Source organism: Flavobacterium gelidicaeli (genome assembly GCF_013294005.1).
In the GTDB taxonomy this organism is placed as follows: domain Bacteria; phylum Bacteroidota; class Bacteroidia; order Flavobacteriales; family Flavobacteriaceae; genus Flavobacterium.
Genome location: NZ_JABSNK010000001.1, coordinates 413,384 through 433,419 on the forward strand (window position 1 = coordinate 413,384; position 20,036 = coordinate 433,419).

At 35.4% G+C, this 20,036-nt stretch carries 22 protein-coding genes and 1 riboswitch; of the genes, 16 read left to right on the forward strand and 6 right to left on the reverse strand.

What is annotated here, in order from left to right; genetic code table 11:
• Positions 1-76 precede the first annotated feature (76 nt).
• The 13 genes from rpsB to HNP99_RS01870 all read left to right on the forward strand — a co-directional run bounded on the left by rpsB (position 77) and on the right by HNP99_RS01870 (position 11,613).
• Positions 77-895: a 30S ribosomal protein S2 gene (gene rpsB, locus HNP99_RS01810; protein WP_173850666.1), complete on the forward strand. Its 819-nt coding sequence runs from the start codon at positions 77-79 to the stop codon at positions 893-895.
• 112 nt (positions 896-1,007) lie between these two features.
• The gene (gene tsf / locus HNP99_RS01815; RefSeq protein WP_173850668.1) at positions 1,008-1,832 is read left to right on the forward strand and encodes a translation elongation factor Ts; all 825 of its coding nucleotides are present in this window, start codon (positions 1,008-1,010) and stop codon (positions 1,830-1,832) included.
• 413 nt (positions 1,833-2,245) lie between these two features.
• Positions 2,246-2,683, forward strand: a complete 438-nt coding sequence (locus HNP99_RS01820; protein WP_173850670.1) for a lipocalin-like domain-containing protein — start codon at positions 2,246-2,248, stop codon at positions 2,681-2,683.
• 73 nt (positions 2,684-2,756) lie between these two features.
• Positions 2,757-3,338 carry a DNA-3-methyladenine glycosylase I gene (locus HNP99_RS01825; RefSeq protein WP_173850672.1) on the forward strand — a complete coding sequence of 194 codons (582 nt, stop codon included), beginning with the start codon at positions 2,757-2,759 and terminating at the stop codon, positions 3,336-3,338.
• Positions 3,339-3,397: 59 nt separating this feature from the next.
• A riboswitch (TPP riboswitch) is annotated at positions 3,398-3,494 on the forward strand.
• 86 nt (positions 3,495-3,580) lie between these two features.
• On the forward strand, positions 3,581-3,787 hold the full coding sequence (gene thiS / locus HNP99_RS01830) for a sulfur carrier protein ThiS (protein WP_173850674.1): 207 nt from the start codon (positions 3,581-3,583) through the stop codon (positions 3,785-3,787).
• Positions 3,788-4,104: 317 nt separating this feature from the next.
• Positions 4,105-5,928, forward strand: a complete 1,824-nt coding sequence (gene thiC, locus HNP99_RS01835; protein WP_173851024.1) for a phosphomethylpyrimidine synthase ThiC — start codon at positions 4,105-4,107, stop codon at positions 5,926-5,928.
• A gap of 50 nt (positions 5,929-5,978) precedes the next feature.
• A complete protein-coding gene (locus HNP99_RS01840; RefSeq protein WP_173850676.1) occupies positions 5,979-6,572 on the forward strand; it encodes a thiamine phosphate synthase in 594 nt (197 codons plus the stop codon).
• The gene (locus HNP99_RS01845) at positions 6,545-7,300 is read left to right on the forward strand and encodes a hydroxymethylpyrimidine/phosphomethylpyrimidine kinase (protein ID WP_173850679.1); all 756 of its coding nucleotides are present in this window, start codon (positions 6,545-6,547) and stop codon (positions 7,298-7,300) included. Before HNP99_RS01840 ends, HNP99_RS01845 begins: the two co-directional genes overlap by 28 nt.
• Entirely contained in the window at positions 7,293-7,931 is a 639-nt protein-coding gene (locus HNP99_RS01850) for a thiamine phosphate synthase (protein WP_173850681.1), read from the forward strand. Before HNP99_RS01845 ends, HNP99_RS01850 begins: the two co-directional genes overlap by 8 nt.
• Positions 7,912-8,688: a thiazole synthase gene (locus HNP99_RS01855; RefSeq protein WP_305798034.1), complete on the forward strand. Its 777-nt coding sequence runs from the start codon at positions 7,912-7,914 to the stop codon at positions 8,686-8,688. The genes HNP99_RS01850 and HNP99_RS01855 overlap by 20 nt, the downstream gene beginning before the upstream one ends.
• A gap of 244 nt (positions 8,689-8,932) precedes the next feature.
• Entirely contained in the window at positions 8,933-9,310 is a 378-nt protein-coding gene (locus tag HNP99_RS01860) for a GxxExxY protein (protein WP_173850683.1), read from the forward strand.
• A gap of 69 nt (positions 9,311-9,379) precedes the next feature.
• On the forward strand, positions 9,380-10,495 hold the full coding sequence (thiH, locus tag HNP99_RS01865) for a 2-iminoacetate synthase ThiH (protein ID WP_173850685.1): 1,116 nt from the start codon (positions 9,380-9,382) through the stop codon (positions 10,493-10,495).
• A 407-nt stretch (positions 10,496-10,902) separates the two neighbouring features.
• Positions 10,903-11,613 carry a HesA/MoeB/ThiF family protein gene (locus tag HNP99_RS01870; protein ID WP_173850687.1) on the forward strand — a complete coding sequence of 237 codons (711 nt, stop codon included), beginning with the start codon at positions 10,903-10,905 and terminating at the stop codon, positions 11,611-11,613.
• 404 nt (positions 11,614-12,017) lie between these two features.
• Here the strand turns inward: HNP99_RS01870 and aat are convergent, their stop codons facing one another.
• Positions 12,018-12,659 (reverse strand): leucyl/phenylalanyl-tRNA--protein transferase, encoded by a 642-nt coding sequence (aat, locus tag HNP99_RS01875; protein WP_173850689.1) that lies wholly within the window; start codon positions 12,657-12,659, stop codon positions 12,018-12,020.
• Positions 12,660-12,728: 69 nt separating this feature from the next.
• Here aat and HNP99_RS01880 point away from each other — a divergent pair, with 69 nt between their 5' ends.
• The gene (locus HNP99_RS01880) at positions 12,729-13,460 is read left to right on the forward strand and encodes a phosphatase PAP2 family protein (RefSeq protein ID WP_173850691.1); all 732 of its coding nucleotides are present in this window, start codon (positions 12,729-12,731) and stop codon (positions 13,458-13,460) included.
• A 56-nt stretch (positions 13,461-13,516) separates the two neighbouring features.
• Here the strand turns inward: HNP99_RS01880 and HNP99_RS01885 are convergent, their stop codons facing one another.
• Together HNP99_RS01885 and HNP99_RS01890 are read right to left on the reverse strand one after the other, a co-directional pair.
• Complete coding sequence (locus HNP99_RS01885) at positions 13,517-13,891, reverse strand: DUF3127 domain-containing protein (RefSeq protein ID WP_173850693.1); 375 nt, start codon at positions 13,889-13,891, stop codon at positions 13,517-13,519.
• Positions 13,892-13,918: 27 nt separating this feature from the next.
• Positions 13,919-14,794: a flavin reductase family protein gene (locus tag HNP99_RS01890; RefSeq protein WP_173850695.1), complete on the reverse strand. Its 876-nt coding sequence runs from the start codon at positions 14,792-14,794 to the stop codon at positions 13,919-13,921.
• 188 nt (positions 14,795-14,982) lie between these two features.
• On the opposite strand from HNP99_RS01890, the gene HNP99_RS01895 reads away from it, so the two are divergent.
• Positions 14,983-16,146 carry a sensor histidine kinase gene (locus HNP99_RS01895; RefSeq protein ID WP_173850697.1) on the forward strand — a complete coding sequence of 388 codons (1,164 nt, stop codon included), beginning with the start codon at positions 14,983-14,985 and terminating at the stop codon, positions 16,144-16,146.
• An 18-nt stretch (positions 16,147-16,164) separates the two neighbouring features.
• Here HNP99_RS01895 and HNP99_RS01900 read toward each other — a convergent pair whose 3' ends face one another.
• Together HNP99_RS01900 and greA are read right to left on the reverse strand one after the other, a co-directional pair.
• Complete coding sequence (locus HNP99_RS01900) at positions 16,165-16,554, reverse strand: HIT family protein (RefSeq protein ID WP_173850699.1); 390 nt, start codon at positions 16,552-16,554, stop codon at positions 16,165-16,167.
• 28 nt (positions 16,555-16,582) lie between these two features.
• Positions 16,583-17,059, reverse strand: a complete 477-nt coding sequence (gene greA, locus HNP99_RS01905) for a transcription elongation factor GreA (protein ID WP_173850701.1) — start codon at positions 17,057-17,059, stop codon at positions 16,583-16,585.
• Positions 17,060-17,317: 258 nt separating this feature from the next.
• Here greA and HNP99_RS01910 point away from each other — a divergent pair, with 258 nt between their 5' ends.
• Positions 17,318-17,731, forward strand: coding sequence for a Rieske (2Fe-2S) protein (locus tag HNP99_RS01910; protein WP_173850703.1), 414 nt, complete (start codon positions 17,318-17,320; stop codon positions 17,729-17,731).
• Positions 17,732-17,787: 56 nt separating this feature from the next.
• Here the strand turns inward: HNP99_RS01910 and HNP99_RS01915 are convergent, their stop codons facing one another.
• Complete coding sequence (locus tag HNP99_RS01915; RefSeq protein ID WP_173850705.1) at positions 17,788-20,025, reverse strand: TonB-dependent receptor; 2,238 nt, start codon at positions 20,023-20,025, stop codon at positions 17,788-17,790.
• Positions 20,026-20,036 lie beyond the last annotated feature (11 nt).

A 20,036-nucleotide genomic window follows, 5' to 3' on the forward strand; every position in this document is an offset into this window, starting at 1 on the left:
AGCATCTAAATGTATTTAGCCGAGAAATCGCCATTTATACATTGCTAATCAACAGAACGTAAACTAGTACAAAAAAATGTCAAACAAAGTAGAAGTAAAAGAATTACTAGAAGCAGGTGTTCACTTTGGACACATGACTAGAAAATGGGATCCAAACATGGCTCCTTACATTTATATGGAGCGTAATGGTATACACATTATCAATCTATATAAAACTGCAGCAAAAATTGAAGAAGCTAATGAAGCTTTGAAAAAAATCGCTGCATCAGGTAGAAAAATATTATTTGTTGCTACCAAAAAACAAGCAAAAGACATCGTTGCTGAAAAAGCAAAAGCTGCAAACATGCCTTACATCACTGAAAGATGGCCTGGTGGAATGCTAACTAACTTCGTAACTATCCGTAAAGCTGTTAAAAAAATGGCTACTATTGATAAAATGAAGAAAGATGGTACTTTCATGACCCTTTCAAAGAAAGAGCGTTTACAAGTTGATCGTCTTCGTGCTAAATTAGAGAAAAATTTAGGTTCCATTTCAGATATGTCAAGATTACCTGCTGCATTATTCGTAGTAGATATCAAAGCGGAACACATCGCAATAAAAGAAGCTCAAAAATTAAACATTCCAGTTTTTGCAATGGTAGATACTAACTCTGATCCTCGTGAAGTAGAGTTTGTAATTCCATCAAATGATGATGCTTCTAAATCTATTGATAAAATTTTAACTTTAGTAACTAACGCAATCACTGAAGGTCTTTCTGATAGAGGGGCTGACAAAGATGCTGAAACTTCTGAAAAAGCGGCTCCTGCTGCAACTACAGAAAAAGTAGCTCCGGCTGCAACTGAAACAGTAGCTCCTGCTGCTGAACCAGCTGCTCCAGCAACTGAAGAAAAATAAAAATAAATTTGAAGATTGAAAGATTTAAAGATTACTTAAAGTGTCAATGTAAAATTAACGCTATTTTTAATCTTTAAATTCTTCAATCTTTTAATCTTTAAATAAAAAAAACATGGCAACAATAACTGCTGCAGACGTAAATAAATTAAGAACAGCTACTGGTGCAGGGATGATGGACTGCAAAAAAGCATTAGTTGAAGCAGAAGGAGATTTTGATTTAGCGATCGAAAACCTTCGTAAAAAAGGACAAAAAGTAGCTGCAAATCGTTCAGATAGAGAATCTACTGAAGGAGCTGCAATTGCTGTTGTAAATGCTGACAAAACTGCTGGTGTAGTAATCACTCTAAACTGTGAAACTGACTTCGTAGGTATGAACGAAAGCTTTGTGAAAATGGCTACTGAAATGGCTAACCAAGCATTGAACTACGATTCTAAAGAAGCATTTTTAGCTTCTGATTTTAACGGAATTACTATTGCTGATAAATTAATCGAGCAAACAGGAGTTATCGGTGAGAAATTAGAAATTAGAACTTTTGAGAAATTAGAAGGTGCATTTGTAGGATCTTACATTCACTCTGGAAACAAAATCGCTACTTTAGTAGCTTTATCTGCTGCTCCAGCTGGTGCAGAAGAAGTTTCTAGAAACGTTGCTATGCAAGCTGCTGCTATGTCTCCTATCGCATTAAACGAGGAAGGTGTAGACGCTGCAACTATCGAAAAAGAAATTGAAATCGCTAAAGACTTACTTCGTCAAGAAGGAAAACCAGAAGCTATGTTAGATAACATCGCTAAAGGTAAACTAGCTCGTTTCTTTAAAGATAATACTTTAGTAAACCAAGATTACATTAAAGATAACAAATTAAGCGTTGCTGCTTATGTTAAATCTTTAGATAAAGATCTTATTGTTACAGGATTTAAAAGAGCTGCTTTAGGTTAATCTAAAACAAGTTCTAAAATATTAAAGAGCGATTTGAAATTCAAATCGCTCTTTTTTTGTGCCATATATCTCAAAAATATGTTTCATTATTATACAAATTGTCAGTTTAGCACGACCATAAACTAATACTACATCTGGGCTGTGCTCAATATTATAAAATTAGGCTAGACTATATTTTATTAAATTATAGTACAAGTTTCATAACAGCTTTTCTAATTGCTAAACAAAACCAGCATCCACAAACATCAGAAAGATTTACATCTAAACACAGCCTATGATTAGCAAATAAAAAGCACATGTAAATAGCGTTTATTCACTATTAGAAAAAGACTACTAAATAGTTAAATTAAAATTTTTTATTTGTAAATTTTAATTTACATTTGTCAAAATTTTAACAAATAAAAACGAACAAAATGAAAAAATTAAGCATTCTTTTTTTGTCAGTAATTACTTTAGGGTTAACTGTTTCAAGCTGTAGTAGTGATGATAAAGATTCTGGATCAATTGAAGGAAAATGGCAACTTACTGAAGAAGGAGTAGTATTAAACGGTCAAGAAGTTTTACAGCCAGCTACAAATGAAGGTGGATGTAATAGTGAAACTTACGAATATTTAGAAAATGGTACCGTAATCAACACTTATTCTGAATTTGTTAATTCAAAATGTACAGAGTATAATGATAGTGGAACTTGGAGCGTAGACGGTAATAATCTTACAGAGAAGTATGACGGAGATAGCACAGGTGACAAGTATGAAATTGCTACCGTAACAGGATCACAGCTTAAGCTAAAAGAAACATATAGTGAAGCTGGAGTTACATTTGCAACTATACGTGTTTTTAAAAAAATCTAATTAAAATTAAAGTATTATTAAAACCTCAAATCTTTACTGATTTGAGGTTTTTTTTTATCTTTAATCAAAAAAAATGCAAGACAAACCACGATGCACTTGGTGTCTATCCAGCGAACTTTACAAAAACTACCACGATCAAGAATGGGGAACTCCCGTTTATGACGATGCTACATTATTTGAATTTTTATTACTCGAAACTTTTCAAGCGGGCTTGAGTTGGATTACCATTCTCAACAAAAGAGAAAACTTCCGTGCTGCTTTTGACCAATTCGATCATAAGAAAATAGCAGTATACAATGATGACAAAATCCTAGATTTATTACAAGATGCAGGTATCATCCGCAACAAACTCAAAGTATATTCGGCGGTAACCAATGCGCAAAACTTCATCAAAATTCAAGAAGAATTTGGTTCATTCTCAGCATATATTTGGAAATTCACAGATGAAAAACCGCTCATCAACAACCCAAAAACCCTGAAAGAGGTTTCTGCTAGTACCCCACTTTCTGATAAAATCAGCAAAGATTTAAAAAAAAGAGGCTTTAAATTTGTCGGTTCTACGGTTATGTATGCCTTTATGCAAGCCACTGGAATTGTCAATGACCACGTGGAAAGTTGCTGGAAATCCCCCCAACCTCCGAAGGGGGAGTTGTAAATGCAACAACTTTAAACTTAAAATTGTAAATTTTTAAACTAATTTTTTATTACATTTGCTTCACACTTTAGGGGTGTCTACAACTTTGTAGGCTGAGAATTACCCTCTGAACCTGATCTAGTTCATACTAGCGTAGGGAAAAGTACGATGACTTCCATAGCCCTTTTTTTGGGCAATTTGTAGCCATTCCTAAAGTTGAGCCGCGTTTTAATGCAGCGCTAAAACAACTAAACTCAAAAGGAATGGAACTTAAAATCAACAATCAAAACAAAAATTTTGCCAGCAGTAACTTAACTGTTCAGGCACTTCTTGACTTGGAAATTCCCGAAAAACAAAACGGAATCGCCATAGCCATTAACGACACCGTAATTCCTAAATCCAATTGGAATTCCCATCCCTTAAAAGAAACCGATACCATTTTAATAATTTCCGCAACCCAAGGAGGGTAATTGGTAAATAGTGATTAGTAACTAGTGATTAGTTAATAGTTTAAGGGACAGATTAAAGAGTTGAAAACAGCTAAGTAAGAATTAATTACTAGAATTAAAAATCTGCGAGCTATTTGCATCCAATCAAACTTTGACGAACAAATTCCAATTATTAAGCTGCAATAAAAATAAAATCCGCGTCAATCCGTGTTTTTACTTTTGTAAATCCGTTGAATCCGCGTGCGATCTGTGCCCAATAAATATAAAAATTGTATACGATGCAGTTCGCATCAGTCCGCATGCCATTTACGCCTAAACTAACTTTAAGACATACTAAAATGACAAACGAAGAAAAGATTTCAAGAACACCATTTCCCAATTCAAGAAAAGTATATATCGACGGTGACATCCACCCGATCAAAGTGGCGATGCGTGAAATCACATTGGCCGACACAAAAATGTCTAACGGTCGTATCGAAAAAAATCCGCCAGTTACTATATATGATACATCAGGACCTTTTACAGATCCCAATATCGAAATCGATATTCGCAAAGGATTACCTCGCATTCGTGAGCAATGGATTTTAGACCGTAATGATGTGGAAGAACTAACAGAAATTAGCTCTGATTACGGAAAAGAACGCTTGAATAACAAAAAGCTAGACGAATTGCGTTTCGAGTATTTACACAAACCAATGCGTGCCAAAAAAGGCGCCAACGTTTCGCAATTGTATTACGCTAAGCAAGGTATCATCACTCCAGAAATGGAATACATTGCGATTCGTGAAAATCAACGTATCGAGCAATTAGATACCCAAACTAAAGCGATGCAGTGTCAACATCCTGGACACAGCTGGGGAGCCAACACACCTAAAAGCAAAATCACACCCGAATTTGTTCGCAATGAAGTAGCCATTGGTCGCGCTATAATCCCTAACAACATCAACCACCCTGAAAGCGAACCTATGATTGTGGGGCGTAATTTCTTGGTAAAAATAAATGCCAACATTGGGAACAGCGCTGTCACCTCAACCATCGAAGAAGAAGTAGAAAAATCAGTTTGGGCTTGCCGTTGGGGAGCCGATACGATTATGGATTTATCAACCGGAAAAAATATTCACGAAACTAGAGAATGGATCATCCGTAATTCTCCCGTGCCTATTGGAACCGTGCCAATTTACCAAGCTTTGGAAAAAGTAAACGGAATCGCTGAGGATTTAACTTGGGAAGTTTTTAGAGATACTTTGATCGAACAAGCAGAACAAGGTGTTTCTTATTTCACTATTCACGCAGGCGTACTATTGCGTTACATTCATTTAACAGCTGAACGCGTGACTGGAATTGTATCTCGTGGGGGTTCGATCATGGCAAAATGGTGTTTATTTCACCACAAAGAAAACTTTCTTTACACGCATTTCGAAGACATTTGCGAAATCATGAAGCAATACGATGTTGCTTTCTCTCTTGGTGATGGTTTGCGTCCAGGCTCAATTGCAGATGCTAATGACGCGGCACAATTTGCCGAATTAGAAACTTTAGGTGAGTTATCTAAAATTGCTTTTAAGCACGATGTTCAAGTATTTATAGAAGGTCCCGGTCACGTACCGATGCACATGATTAAAGAGAATATGGAGAAACAATTAGAACATTGCAACGAAGCACCGTTTTACACTCTTGGCCCACTAACGACTGATATTGCTCCAGGTTACGATCACATTACATCAGCCATTGGTGCTGCTATGATTGGTTGGTACGGTTGTGCGATGCTGTGCTATGTAACGCCAAAAGAACACCTTGGTTTACCCAATAAAAAAGATGTAAAAGACGGTGTAATCACGTATAAAATTGCTGCCCACGCTGCTGATTTAGCCAAAGGACATCCGGGCTCACAATACCGTGACAATGCCTTGAGTAAAGCTAGATTTGAATTCCGTTGGGAAGATCAATTTAATTTATCGCTTGATCCTGATACCGCAAGAGAATTTCACGACGAAACTTTACCTGCTGAAGGCGCTAAGATTGCACACTTTTGTTCGATGTGCGGACCTAAATTTTGCTCTATGAAAATATCACAGGAAATCCGTGACGTTGCCGAAGCAGAAAAAGGAATGGCAGCAAAATCAGAAGAGTTTATTGAGCAAGGAAAAGAGATTTATAGTTAAAGCCCCCTAACCCCCGTAGGGGGAACTCTAATTTGAATTAAAAACCACAAATGATTGTAATCACAAATCCAATTGCTGTAGCAAATGAAACCAACACCATTCACGCTCTTTTTGAGTGTGGATTGGAGTTGCTTCATGTGCGTAAACCTAATTACTCAGTTGGAGAACTAAGGCTGTTTTTATCGAAAGTAAATCCTGAATTTCGATCGCGATTGGTTTTACATCAGCAGCATCAAGTGGCAAATGAATTTGGAATTCATCGCATTCATTTTACTGAAAGCACAAGAGCAGCTTTGGATTTGGAATCAAAAAATAATAACGATGGTTTTATCAAATCGACTTCGATTCATACAATAACTGATTTTAACCAACTTGACAGTTGTTTTGAATACGCCTTTTTGAGTCCGATTTATCAAAGTATTTCTAAACCAGATTATAAATCTGATTTGGATGCTGAAAAAGCCATAACACAGCGAACCAATTTTAAAACTAAACTAGTGGCTTTGGGAGGAATTTCAATTGAGAACATAGAGAAAATCTACCAACTTGGATTTGATGAAGTAGCGCTATTAGGAAGTATTTGGAACAGTAATCAACCCATTCAAAATTTTAAATTATGCCAGAAAATCGCCCATTTGTATTAAGCATCGCTGGTTTTGATCCTTCGGGAGGTGCCGGAATCTTAGCAGACTGTAAAACATTCGAACAGCTTCAAGTCTATGGTCTTGCTATCAATACGGCAAACACGATCCAGACAGAAAATAATTTTCATGAAATTGAGTGGACTTCTTTAGAATTCACCATTCGTTCCGTGGAAAAACTTTTCGAAACTTATAAAATTAAGGCTGTTAAAATTGGGATTGTTCCTTCATTATTTTATCTGGGAACCATTGTTACATTGATTAGGCAAATTGCTCCAGCAACTAAAATTGTATGGGATACTGTGGTAAAATCCTCGACTACATTTGATTTTTTAGAGATCAAAAACTATGAATCTCTAAAAATTATTTTAAGCGAAATAGATTTAATCACTCCCAATTATAATGAGATTATAAAGCTATCTCAAGAAGAAATAGATCCTGAATCTATTGCCGAAATGCTTTCAGAATATTGCACTGTTTTACTTAAAGGCGGTCACAACCCTAACGAACTTGGAGTAGATTATCTATATACTAAAGATCGGTTTTATAGATTAGAACCACGTCATACTGATGTAGATGAAAAACACGGTTCGGGTTGTGTATTATCATCAGCGATTACAGCTAATCTTGCTAAGGGTGAAACGGAACTAAACGCGTGCAAAAACGCTAAAATTTATATTGAAAACTACCTATTGTCTAACCACACAAAACTAGGATATCATAATGTTTAACAAATTACAATATATCTCGCAAGGAAACTCGGTTGAGGAGCAAACTAGAAATATTCATGAAGCACTAGACGGCGGTTGCAAATGGATTCAGCTTCGTTTTAAGAATCATTCCCATGAAGAAATTTTTGCTTTAGCGGAAGCCATAAAAATTTTATGCGAAGAGTACTTAGCTAATTTTATCATCAACGACAATGTGTATCTCGCTCAGCAAATCGTTGCAGACGGCGTACACCTTGGATTAACCGATATGTCGATAACCGAAGCGCGCAGCATTCTAGGAGACACAAAAATCATTGGAGCGACTGCAAATACTTTTGAAGATATTCAAAACCACATACAAAACGGCTGTGATTATATAGGTTTAGGTCCGTTTCGATTCACAACAACAAAGGAAAAACTGAGTCCGATTTTAGGTCTTGACGGCTATCAAAACATCCTAACAGAGATGAAAAACAACGGACTTACTACGCCCGTGTATGCTATAGGCGGCATTACAACAGACGATCTTCCTGCATTAATGGAAACCGGAATTTATGGCATTGCCGTTTCAGGATTAATCACACAATCAAAACATAAAAAAAAGACAATCAAACTACTTAAAAACGACCTTTATGGAACCATCATTGTTTAAAATAGGGGATAAAATATTACAGTCTCGTTTGTTTTTAGGAACGGGAAAATTTGGTTCGAATGCCCAAATGGAAGAAGCCATTTTAGCTTCAGAAAGTGAGTTGGTTACCGTAGCTTTAAAACGCATTGATCTCGAAACAGAAACAGATGCTATTTTGAAACACCTACAGCATGCACACATCAATTTATTACCCAATACCTCTGGAGCAAGAAATACTAAAGAGGCAATTTTTGCCGCTCAATTAGCCAGAGAAGCGCTAGAAACCAACTGGCTAAAGTTAGAAATCCATCCCGATCCAAAATACTTGATGCCAGACGCTATCGAGACTTTGAGAGCCACAGAAGAATTAGCCAAGCTAGGTTTTATCGTATTGCCCTACATTCATGCTGATCCCGTTTTGTGCAAGCGATTAGAAGATGCTGGAACCGCGGCCGTGATGCCATTAGGTTCGCCAATAGGCAGCAATAAAGGACTTAAAACAATCGATTTTCTGGAGATTATTATTGAACAATCTAAAGTTCCTGTGATTATTGACGCGGGTATTGGCGCACCATCGGATGCAGCAAAAGCAATGGAATTAGGTGCTGACGCTGTCTTAGTAAATACCGCTATTGCCGTTGCAGGAAATCCTAAACTAATGGCAGAGGCTTTTAAAGAGGCGGTAATTGCTGGTAGGAAAGCGTATGAAGCGAGATTAGGACAACAGTATAAACATGCTATGGCATCGAGTCCGTTGACGTCCTTTTTGTATGAATAGTTTATTGCTCTATGATGAAGTTAGATTAGGGCGAAAGTATAAACATGCGATGACGTCAAGTCCGTCGATATCTTTTTCACAGATATAAAATAATTTAATTAGCACGCAGATTTGGCGGATTTTGGCAGATGAAAAATATTTTATCAGATTATAAAGCAATCTACTGATTTTTAATATTTTAAAATACATAATAAGAATTATTTACAGTAAATTATTACTTTTAATAAAATATAAATTCTTAAAAATGACTGAAAACGACATATCATTTAAAATTAGAGGAGCAATATTCAAAGTTTATAATACACTTGGTCCTGGCTTATTTGAGTCTGTATATGAAAGTGCATTGTATTATGAATTAACTAAGTTGGAATTAAAAGTTGAAAGACAAGTAGAAATCAATATTCCATACGAGGACATCATTTTAGATGTAGGGTTTAGAATTGATTTATTGGTTGAAGACAAAGTAGTCATTGAAATAAAGTCCGTGACAGATTTAGCACCTATTCATTATAAACAAATCACAAACTATTTAAAACTAACGAATAAAAAGCTTGGCATACTTGTCAACTTCAACACAGTAACAATTTTAAATGATATTAAATGCGTAGCAAATAACCTGTAAAATATCAGCGCAAATCTGCAAAATCTGCGTGCGTGATCAACATTGTACTTACAATAACCTAAAGCACTAATGACAACATTCAAATCTACTTTCGAACAATACAATTGGGATGAAATCCAATCCAAAATCTACGCTAGTACTGCAAAGCAAGTGGAGCAAGCCTTAGCCAAATCTAAAAGAAACTTAGATGACTTTTTAGTTTTGATCTCCCCAGCTGCGCAACCTTACCTCGAAGAAATGGCGCAGGAATGCCATGAACTAACTAAAAAACGTTTTGGTAAAACCATCCAAATGTATGCTCCTTTGTATGTGAGTAACGAATGCCAGAACATTTGTACCTACTGTGGCTTTAGCCTTGACAATAAAATTAAGCGAAAGACCTTGCTTGATTCGGAGATTAGGCAAGAGGTAGCAGCATTGAAATCCTTAGGTTTTGACCATGTATTGTTAGTTGCTGGAGAAGCAAACTATACGGTGAATATCAACTACTTTCTAAACGCTGTTGATGTAATCAAGAATGACTTTTCGATTATTTCTATTGAGGTGCAACCGCTTTCGCAAGAAGAATACGAACGCTTGCATGAAGCTGGTGTGTACTCCGTGTTAGTGTATCAGGAAACCTATCATCAGGAGGTGTATAAAAAGTATCATACCAAAGGAAAAAAATCCAACTTTGATTTTAGACTAGACACGCCAGATCGCATAGGGAAAGCCGGCATACACAAAATAGGATTGGGTGTGTTATTGGGTTTAGAAGATTGGCGAACCGATAGTTTTTTTAACGCTTTGCATCTAGATTACTTACAGAAAACCTATTGGCAAACGAAGTACTCCGTTTCGTTTCCAAGATTACGACCTGCAGAAGGTACCGCTCCACCTAATTTTATTATGGATGACCGAGATTTGACTCAGCTGATTTGCGCTTATCGTTTGTGGAATGAAGACTTGGAGATTTCGATTTCGACTCGAGAGAATGAAAACTTTAGAAACAACATTATCCCCATTGGAACAACAAGCTTGAGTGCGGGTTCAAAAACAAATCCAGGTGGTTATGTGGTCGATCCCCAATCGTTAGAGCAATTCGAAATTAGTGACGAGCGCTCTGTAGCAGAGATTGCCGACATTATCAGATCTAAAGGCTACGAGCCCGTATGGAAAGATTGGGACAAGAGTTTTGCCCCCTAACCCCCGAAGTGGGAATTCCTTGATTGCGGTAACTGTTTTTGATACCGTTTAAGTAAATCTAAGAACTTCACAATAACTGACATTCAATTTACTTTTCACTAGCTACTTTTGACTAATCACTATTCACAAGTTACTAAGTACTATTAACTTATTACTATTCACTTAGGATGAAATAAATTACCACTTAAAAAAGGTTCTCGACTCCGCTCGAACTGACAGCTGATTTGCTAATTACTATTAACTAATAACTTTTCACTAGTTACTTATTACTATTCACTTAGGATGAAATAAATTACCGCTTAAATAAAGGTTCTCTACTCCGCTCGAACTGACAGCTACTTACTAATTACTATTAACCAATAACTTTTCATTAGTTACTAATCACTTTTCACTAATTACTAAAACACATGAGCATTATACAAGATTTTTTACGTTACAACCGACAAGTAATGTTACCCGAAGTGGGTGACGCTGGCCAAGCAAAAATTAAAAAAGCCAAAGTATTGGTTATTGGCGCGGGAGGCTTGGGCTGTCCTATCTTACAGTATTTGGCCACGGCTGGTGTTGGCACTATTGGTATCATTGATTTTGATACTATCGAAATTCACAACCTCCACCGTCAGATATTATATACTGAAGATCAAGTGGGATTATCAAAAGCCGCAACTGCCAAAGCGACTTTACACAAATTAAATCCGTTAATCAATGTGATTGCTATTCCCGAAAAGCTTACTGCAGCTAATGCGGCTTCTATCTTGGATGACTTTGATATTATCGTCGATGGTTCTGATAATTTTGCTACCCGCTATTTAGTTAACGATACTTGCGTGAGTCTGGATAAAACATTGATTTATGGAAGTATCTTAGGTTTTGAAGGACAAGTTGCCGTCTTTAATCATCGAAAGAGTAAAAACCTGAGAGACTTGTTTCCAGATTCACCTGACCCAAAGGATGTGCCTAATTGTAATATGAATGGTGTACTAGGTACTTTGCCAGGGATGATTGGGACTATGATGGCGCATGAGACATTGAAGGTGATATTGGAATTGCCTTGTTTAAGGAATGAGTTGGTTTTGTTTAGTACGTTGAACTGGCAGTTTACTAAGTTGAAGTTTTAGTTTTTTTTTGAGTTATTGAGTTACTGAGTTGCAAAGTGGCAGCGTTGCAGAGTTGTTGCGAAATGGAACACGGATGACGCGGATTTGCTAAAGCAAAAACACGGATGAAAACGGATTTTATACTTTATGCTGTTTACTTTGATTGTATGATTTTTGCACGCAGATTTAAATGGATCTTAATGGATTTATTAACTGTTCTTTTTTGCTTTATGAGGTAGTGAACTTCTTATGCTTTACAATTTTCTTTGTGAGAGGGATGTGTTTTGCCCCAGATGGGAGTGGAAAGCCCAGAGGGAAAAAACTATTTTTTCTAGGCGTAAAAGAGCGACCGCAGGAAGCTCCTTTTATGACTTTAGAAAAAAAGGTTTTGAGCGAGGACTTGTAGCGTACAGCTGGATTAGGCTCTAATTATTGTCTTTAAGAATCGAAATGAAGTCTTGACGTGGTATTTCGCGGCAACCTAGGCTTTCTAGATGTTCGTTGTAGACTTGGCAGTCTAGAAGTTTATAATTTTCTTTTTGCAAATGGCGGACTAAGGTGATAAATGCGACTTTGCTTGCGTTAGAAACTTTTGAAAACATGCTTTCGCCACAGAAAATATGACCTAAATCAATGCCGTATAATCCGCCTACTATCTGGCCATCTTGCCACACCTCAACAGACTTTGCGATGCCTAGTTCATGCAACTTGCAATAGGCTTCGATCATGTCATTAGTAATCCAGGTTCCGTTTTGACCGTCGCGCTTTATTTGCTGGCAGTTGGCAATTACTTCTCTAAAATTTTGATTAAAAGTAACTGTAAATGTATCTCGGTTGAAGATGTTTCGCATGCTCTTTGTGACTACTAACTCGTCAAGAAATAAAACCATACGCGGATTGGGAGACCACCAGGTGATGGGTTCGCCATCTTCAAACCAAGGAAAAATACCGCTTTTATATGCTAATAGTAATCTTTGTGGCGATAAATCACCACCTAAGGCAATAATTCCAGAAGAATGCGTTAATGATACGTGAGGGAAAAATAAATCTTGCGATAAATAATGCATAAGTTTGGGACTGTAATTATAGTATAAAGGCTTATTTTTGATGAAATTACTTTTTCAACTTATTATAAAATGAAAAAAATAACTGTAACACTCCTCTTTATCCTAATGATTCCACAAATGTATGGACAAAATGTGGATAGTTTAGCGGTATCAAAAAAACTAAGTTATAAGCAATTTATAGTTCCCGCAGCATTTATTACTGCAGGTGCAATTTTATTAAATTCTGAACTTAACCAGGATATTCAAACAAAGACAAATAATGTTTTTGGTTCTGATTTTAAATCTAGAATAGATGATGTTTTTCCGTTTGTTCCTATTGGACAAATCTATTTAGGTAAATCTCTGGGGTTTCAACCAAAAACAAATTATAGGAATCAAACTGTAACTATTTTAGTAGCTAATGCGGCAACTATAATTGTTTATGAAATGACGAAACGTTTAGCGAAGAGAGACCGCCCTGATTTGTCTAATAATTTAAGTTTCCCCTCAGGACATTCGGCTGTGGCATTTACAAATGCTACTCTTTTATATTATGAATATAAAGATGCTAATTTTTGGTATGCGAGCAGCGGTTTTCTATTTGCAGGAGCCACCGCAGCATTTAGAATTGCTAATAACAAACACTTTGCATCTGATGTGCTTGTAGGTGCTGGAATAGGTTTAGCCTCTGGAATTGTCTTCTCGCATATTAGTCCGTTAAAATCATTTAGAGTTTCTAAAAAATCAAAAACTACTGCTTTTATTTACCCACAAATAGGCAATCATCTAGGGATAGGCGCTATCATAAACCCAAATTTTTAGGTATAAAAAAAACCTTGATTTCTCAAGGCTTTTATATACTGTATTTTACGCTTTGATTAAAAAGGCAAATCGTCTGCTTCTTCTTCATTTAAGTTTGTCGCTGGTGCAAAAGCTTGAGCTGAAGGCATAGGTGCAGATGGCCCTTGTGGTTCACCAACAGGTACTTTTTCAATTCTCCATCCTTGAATACTATTGAAATATCTCGTTTCTCCTTGTGGATTAACCCATTCTCTACCTCTCAAGTTGATTGATACTTTTACTGGATCACCAATGCTATAATTGTTTAACAAATCACATTTATCTTGAGTAAACTCAATCATGATGTGTTGCGGATACTGCTCTTCGGTAGTAACAACTAGTTCTCTTTTTTTAAATGATGCACTAACTTGTTGCTCTGGATTAACAACTTTAATTTTCCCTGTAACTTCCATCTTCGTTATTTTAATTGTTATATAAGATTATTTTTTTGCTAAAAGCACTTTCCACGCCGAAACAACATCATTGTCATTTAAGTATTTTTTTGCCTCTAAATGCACTTTTTCTAGATCATCAGCACTTAAAACGGCCTTAACCGAAAAGTTATTTGAGACAAAGATACTAACTTCTTCTGGCGTAGGCAAGGCTTCTATGTTTCCTAATTTCCCTAAATCATTTCCGTCAAAAACAGTACTCACTATAACTTCCTTAGGGATAGCATCTACGCCTATTCCCAGAGTTGCTAAAGGTTTTGGCACTTCAAATAATCCTTGATTTGATCTCGAATACCAATTTCCTCCTAGTCTGGAAACTAAGTCAATTTTATATTGATCTATACTTCCGTTTTCGTCTAGAATTGCTTCATCAATGTGGATTTTGATCACTTCACACAAAATTAAATTCCCTGCTCCTCCCTCATCACCTAAAGCGATAATTTGAGTCACTTTACATTCAAACTGTACAGGAGATTCTTTTACTCTAAACGGTTTTACTAAATCAGAAGGAACTGCTGTTAGTCCCGATTTTATAAATTCATTCACGCCATCAGCATACTCAGTGCTTGCTAATGATGTTTGTTGAACAATATCAAAATTCACTACGTTAATCACCACTTCCTTAGTAGCCTCACAGTTGATTAGCGTATGTTTAATTGAATTATCACGTACCCGTCTGGCAGGTGAAAAAACAAGAATAGGCGGATTAGCACTAAATACATTAAAGAAACTAAAAGGCGACAAATTAGGATTACCATCTACATCAACGGTACTCGCAAACGCTATTGGTCTTGGTCCTACTGAACCTTGTAAATACCCTTGCAACTTTGCTGTTTCTATACTTTTAGGATCAATACTAATCATGTTATATTATTTTTTTTCTAGTTAAAAAAATGGTGTCATACAAAAGTAAACAAATGAAATTACTATAAAAACAGGATTGCTCTTTTAATCCTTTAAAATTATTTTCTTTTTGAAATCAATGCTTTCGCCAATAAACTAAAACAATGCAGCATATATTTTGTTATATTTATCGCTCAAACAATTAAATTATGCAGTTTTCTGAAAGAAGAAACACAAGCCGGTGGGTTATTATTGCTACTTCCTTTTTAATCATCACATTGATATTATGGAATACCTATACTTTTTTTCAAATTTTTAAAAATGAAGAACGTTTAAAAATGAATCTTTGGGCTCAAGCCCAAAAAACCCTTATAAATGCTGAAGTTGACGCTGATGTAGAGTTACCATTACAAGTTTTTAGTAATAACACTTCTATACCCATTATGTTAATTAAAAACGATCGCATTATAAATACCATAAATATAGATAATGCCATTGTTAAAGATGAAAACGCATCAAGAAAATTTCTAGAAAAATTAAAGAATGAAAACCCTCCAATTGTAGTTGAATACATCCCTGGGAAATTTCAAAAATTATATTATGGGAATTCTGAATTACTAAATAAACTTAAGTACTACCCTATTGCGCTAGTCTTAATATTAGTGCTTTTTATTGCTTTAATTTACTATTTTTATATCAGTACTAAAACTGCTACGCAAAACAAACTTTGGGCAGGAATGGCCAAGGAAACAGCACACCAAATAGGAACGCCGTTATCTTCTTTAATAGGTTGGGTCGAAATATTGAAGAGCGATGATGTTGAAGAATATATTATTATCGAAATTGAAAAAGACATAGAGAGACTGCAAACCATTACAGACCGGTTTTCAAAAATAGGTTCAAAACCCATACTAGAAAAAACAGATATCATTGATGCTACATTAACGGCTTATAATTATCTTCAGTTGCGTTTTTCAAAGCAAATTGAGTTTAGTTTTTCTGCGCCAAAAACACCTATTTACACCTTATTAAATTCAAGTTTACACAGCTGGACCATAGAAAATCTAGTAAAAAACGCTATTGACGCAATGAAGGGGAAAGGAAAATTATCCTTAAAAATTGAACACGATAAAGATACCGTAAAAATTAATATAACTGATACCGGAAGTGGCATCCCTAAAAGTCAATACAAAACTATTTTTGAACCCGGATACACCACTAAAAAAAGAGGTTGGGGATTGGGACTGTCTCTTACTAAAAGAATTGTAGAAGAGTATCATACTGGAAAAATAAAAGTATTGCATTCAGATATAGGGAAAGGAACTACAATACAAGTGGCAATAAAAAAACACACGAATATTGGTAATCAATAATTCGTGTGTGCTTTATTTTTATAGCTTAGCCTGAATGCTTTTTGCAACAGCTTCAAACTCTTCTTTAGATAAGCTTACTTTATTTTGAAAACGCATTTCATCCATTTCGTTTAACGGAATCAAGTGTACATGCGCATGAGGAACTTCTAGACCTACAACAGCCATTCCTACACGTTTACAAAGCACTGCTTTTTCTAAAGCTATAGCTACTTTCCTAGAAAAATGCATTAACCCTAGGTAGTGCGTTTCCTCCATATCAAAAATCTTATCGACTTCAAATTTTGGTATGCATAACGTATGTCCTTTTGCATTAGGATTTACATCTAGAAAAGCCAAATAATTCTCGTCTTCTGTGATTTTATAACACGGAATTTCGCCATTTACTATTTTAGTGAATATAGAACTCATGATGTTTTATTTTATTTAGTAAAAAAAATTAGCCACGTGAAATTTCTAAAATCTCAAATTTAAGAACGCCGTTTGGAACAGTAATTTCAGCTACTTCACCTACTGTTTTCCCTAGTAATCCTTTTCCAATTGGAGAAGTTACAGATATTTTTCCTGTTTTTAAGTCGGCTTCACTTTCTGCTACTAGCGTGTATTTCATTTCCATACCGTTTGTTTGGTTTTTAATCTTTACAATTGATAAAACCAACACTTTAGAAAGATCAAGATTTGTTTCATCTATCAATCTCGCATTTGAATGTACTTCTTCCAGCTTTGAAATTCTCATTTCTAGCATTCCTTGTGCCTCTTTTGCTGCATCGTACTCTGCATTCTCAGATAAATCTCCTTTATCTCTAGCCTCAGCAATATCTGCAGATGCTTTGGGACGCATGACACTTTTTAAATGATCTAACTCTTCTCTTAATTTTTTTAATCCGTCTGCTGTGTAATAAGATATTGCGCTCATAATTTTTAAATGTATTATTTTGATATTCTACAAAGCTCTGATTTTTATAGTCTGAAAACACTGCTACATCTTTCTCGCTTCAAGTCAAACTTGCTTTTCATCGCTTATATAAATAGAAAAAATCCCATCAGGACGGGATTTGTTTCCACAAAGATAGTATAATTTTTTTCTTGGATATAATTATATGTTAATCATATCTAAATCAAAGTTAAATAAATTAAATTTGTTTAACTAATACTTTTATAATATTCTTATTTAATGAAAAAATGTATCCTTTTACTCTTTATAATGACTGCTTTTATAGGTTGCAGCAACAGCGATTTCAACAATAAGAATCCTAATATTCCTAATTACTCTTTCACTGTAGATCTCAATTTAAATTTGCCAGCATATTCTAATTTAAAATTCCCAAGCAATGCTATTTATTATGCGGGTGTAGGCGCAAAAGGAATTTATGTTTTTAATACGGGTAGTGGCTACAATGCTTTTGATGCAGCTTGTCCTAATCAAGCCTTTACAAGTTGTACCGCGATGACTTTAAACGGAATCAATATTGTTTGTCCCTGCGATGAAAATGAATACAGTTTGTTTACTGGTCAAGGAAAATTAGAATACCCTTTAAAACAATACCGTGTAGAATTAAATGGAAGTGTGCTTCGTGTTTATAATTAACAAAAAAACCTGAAAGCAAATACTTTCAGGCTTTTTTATATTTGTTAAAATCCAAACTAAAACTTCAATGTCAATCCTAGTAAAAAATTAATTCTAGCTTGAGGATAATAACCCGCTCCTTCAATTGTAGTTACTGTACCCGGGTTTGAATAATCATCATCATAAGTATAAAAATACCCGTTAGAAATGTACTTATAATCAAAAACGTTGTTCACTAATCCAGTAATCAAAATAGATTTAAAAACCGACTTAGGTTTAAACTCATAAGAAACATTAATATCGCTTACAAAGTAGGATTTCAATTTAGAATTATCTGAATCGATATTCCCCATGTATTGTTCCCCTACAAACTTAGAAAGTAAAGACACTTGGAAATTAGTAACTGGTAAAAATGTAATGATATTTCCAGCAATAAAATCAGGAGAATAAGCAATATTAGTATTCCCTAAATTAGTTAAAACGCCATCACGACTAAAAAAGAAATCTTTATTTTTATTATTACTAATGGTAACATTAGGCCTGATAATTAGGTTGTCTAAAACTGCTACAGTAGCGTCAAGTTCTATTCCTATACGGTAACTATCGCCACTGTTTTTACGTATTGGCGCCCCTATGTCGTCTAGCGCTCCAGTTAGTATTAATTGGTCTTTATAGTACATCAAATAGGCGTTTGCGTTAAGCTTTACCTTAGCCGAATTATGACGAAATCCCAATTCGATATCGTCTAATTTTTCAGGTTTCGGACTCCCATTTTCGTAGTCTGTTCTATTAGGTTCGCGATTTGCTTTTGCATACGAAGCATACAACTGATTGTTTTTATTGATTTCAAAATTCAAACCTGTCTTTGGATTAAAAAAATTGAAATTATCGTTTACTATTCCAGTTTCGTCACTATTGGCTTTATAATGTACATTACGCAACTGCAGATCCCCATATAAACTCAACTTTTCAGTTACTTGATAGTTTGCTTTCGCAAAAACATTCCCGTCTGTTTTAGTAGCGCCATCACTATAATAACGATCTCCTAATTCACTTTGAGATGCAAATCGTGCCCAAATTACCTTCCCAAAATGAGTCCCTTCGTATTTATTATAACCTCCACCAAGAATTACGTCTAGCTTATCCTTTTTATAATTAGCCGAAAAAGTCGTTCCGTAAAAATCATTATCCAACCATTTTTGACGTACTAAATCAGTTGAATTAATTGTCTCAGTTGCTATTACTAAAGGCGTTAATTTATAATCTCCAAAATCAGCATCCTCTTTGTAATTTTCATAATAACCGCTACCTTTTGTATAATGAAAAGCTAAATTTGTATTCCAATTGTACGACAGCTTTTCATTCCAATGTAATTGATAATGATCTTGTTGGTAATTATCAGTTTCATTATCATAAAAACGAGTGTTACCCAATTCATCGGTATACATTCCAGCTGTATTAAAGGTTCGGTTATTTTTCAAAACATCCAAGTCCTCCAAACCATTCCAAGACTGATACGTTTTCTCAGTCCCTCCAAAAGCCAATGCTTTAATCAAAGTAGTTTTACCCACATACGTCCCTTGTAAGAAATACGATTTTAAATCAGAGGAAGCACGATCAATATATCCATCACTTTTTAATGCTGAAATTCGTCCCGCAAGTTCAAAATGATCGTTTAATAATCCCGTACTAAATTTTACAGTATGCTTTCTAGTGTTAAAACTTCCAAAAGAATTAGAAACTTCGCCATTGCTTTTTTTAGCGTAACTATCTGTGAGCATGTTTAGGCTTGCGCCAAAAGCACCTGAACCATTTGTAGAAGTTCCCACTCCACGTTGCAATTGCAAACTCTCTAAAGAAGAAGCAAAATCAGGCATGTTTACCCAATACGTCCCATGACTCTCAGAGTCGTTGTACGGAATTCCGTTGATGGTTACATTGACACGAGTTGCATCACTACCACGAACTCTTATTCCGGTATATCCTACACCATTTCCAGCATCAGAAGTAGTTACTACAGATGGCAAATAATTCATTAAAATAGGAATGTCTTGTCCCAAATTACGTGGAGCAATTTCTTTCTTACTCAAATTACTGAAACTCACAGGTGTTTTAGTAGTCACACGAACAGCCGAAACCAATACCTCATCCAGTTTATTAACTGCAGTAGTATCTTTAACTTGTGAAAAAGAGTGGAAAGAAATTAGAGCAAAAAGAATTGACGTAGAGATTGCCAATTTTCGTTTTTTTGCAACTTTGCAACTTTGCAACTTTGCTCCCAAAACTGTAGGATTGTGATCAATAATAGTTTTCATTCGTAAAAAAT

Excerpts from the sequence above, each read along its gene's own strand:
- rpsB (WP_173850666.1), top strand. The coding sequence starts at position 77 with ATGTCAAACAAAGTAGAAGTAAAAGAATTACTAGAAGCAGGTGTTCAC.
- tsf (WP_173850668.1), top strand. The coding sequence starts at position 1,008 with ATGGCAACAATAACTGCTGCAGACGTAAATAAATTAAGAACAGCTACT.
- HNP99_RS01820 (WP_173850670.1), top strand. The coding sequence starts at position 2,246 with ATGAAAAAATTAAGCATTCTTTTTTTGTCAGTAATTACTTTAGGGTTA.
- HNP99_RS01825 (WP_173850672.1), top strand. The coding sequence starts at position 2,757 with ATGCAAGACAAACCACGATGCACTTGGTGTCTATCCAGCGAACTTTAC.
- thiS (WP_173850674.1), top strand. The coding sequence starts at position 3,581 with ATGGAACTTAAAATCAACAATCAAAACAAAAATTTTGCCAGCAGTAAC.
- thiC (WP_173851024.1), top strand. The coding sequence starts at position 4,105 with ATGACAAACGAAGAAAAGATTTCAAGAACACCATTTCCCAATTCAAGA.
- HNP99_RS01840 (WP_173850676.1), top strand. The coding sequence starts at position 5,979 with ATGATTGTAATCACAAATCCAATTGCTGTAGCAAATGAAACCAACACC.
- HNP99_RS01845 (WP_173850679.1), top strand. The coding sequence starts at position 6,545 with ATGCCAGAAAATCGCCCATTTGTATTAAGCATCGCTGGTTTTGATCCT.
- HNP99_RS01850 (WP_173850681.1), top strand. The coding sequence starts at position 7,293 with ATGTTTAACAAATTACAATATATCTCGCAAGGAAACTCGGTTGAGGAG.
- HNP99_RS01855 (WP_305798034.1), top strand. The coding sequence starts at position 7,912 with ATGGAACCATCATTGTTTAAAATAGGGGATAAAATATTACAGTCTCGT.
- HNP99_RS01860 (WP_173850683.1), top strand. The coding sequence starts at position 8,933 with ATGACTGAAAACGACATATCATTTAAAATTAGAGGAGCAATATTCAAA.
- thiH (WP_173850685.1), top strand. The coding sequence starts at position 9,380 with ATGACAACATTCAAATCTACTTTCGAACAATACAATTGGGATGAAATC.
- HNP99_RS01870 (WP_173850687.1), top strand. The coding sequence starts at position 10,903 with ATGAGCATTATACAAGATTTTTTACGTTACAACCGACAAGTAATGTTA.
- aat (WP_173850689.1), bottom strand. The coding sequence starts at position 12,659 with ATGCATTATTTATCGCAAGATTTATTTTTCCCTCACGTATCATTAACG.
- HNP99_RS01880 (WP_173850691.1), top strand. The coding sequence starts at position 12,729 with ATGAAAAAAATAACTGTAACACTCCTCTTTATCCTAATGATTCCACAA.
- HNP99_RS01885 (WP_173850693.1), bottom strand. The coding sequence starts at position 13,891 with ATGGAAGTTACAGGGAAAATTAAAGTTGTTAATCCAGAGCAACAAGTT.
- HNP99_RS01890 (WP_173850695.1), bottom strand. The coding sequence starts at position 14,794 with ATGATTAGTATTGATCCTAAAAGTATAGAAACAGCAAAGTTGCAAGGG.
- HNP99_RS01895 (WP_173850697.1), top strand. The coding sequence starts at position 14,983 with ATGCAGTTTTCTGAAAGAAGAAACACAAGCCGGTGGGTTATTATTGCT.
- HNP99_RS01900 (WP_173850699.1), bottom strand. The coding sequence starts at position 16,554 with ATGAGTTCTATATTCACTAAAATAGTAAATGGCGAAATTCCGTGTTAT.
- greA (WP_173850701.1), bottom strand. The coding sequence starts at position 17,059 with ATGAGCGCAATATCTTATTACACAGCAGACGGATTAAAAAAATTAAGA.
- HNP99_RS01910 (WP_173850703.1), top strand. The coding sequence starts at position 17,318 with ATGAAAAAATGTATCCTTTTACTCTTTATAATGACTGCTTTTATAGGT.
- HNP99_RS01915 (WP_173850705.1), bottom strand. The coding sequence starts at position 20,025 with ATGAAAACTATTATTGATCACAATCCTACAGTTTTGGGAGCAAAGTTG.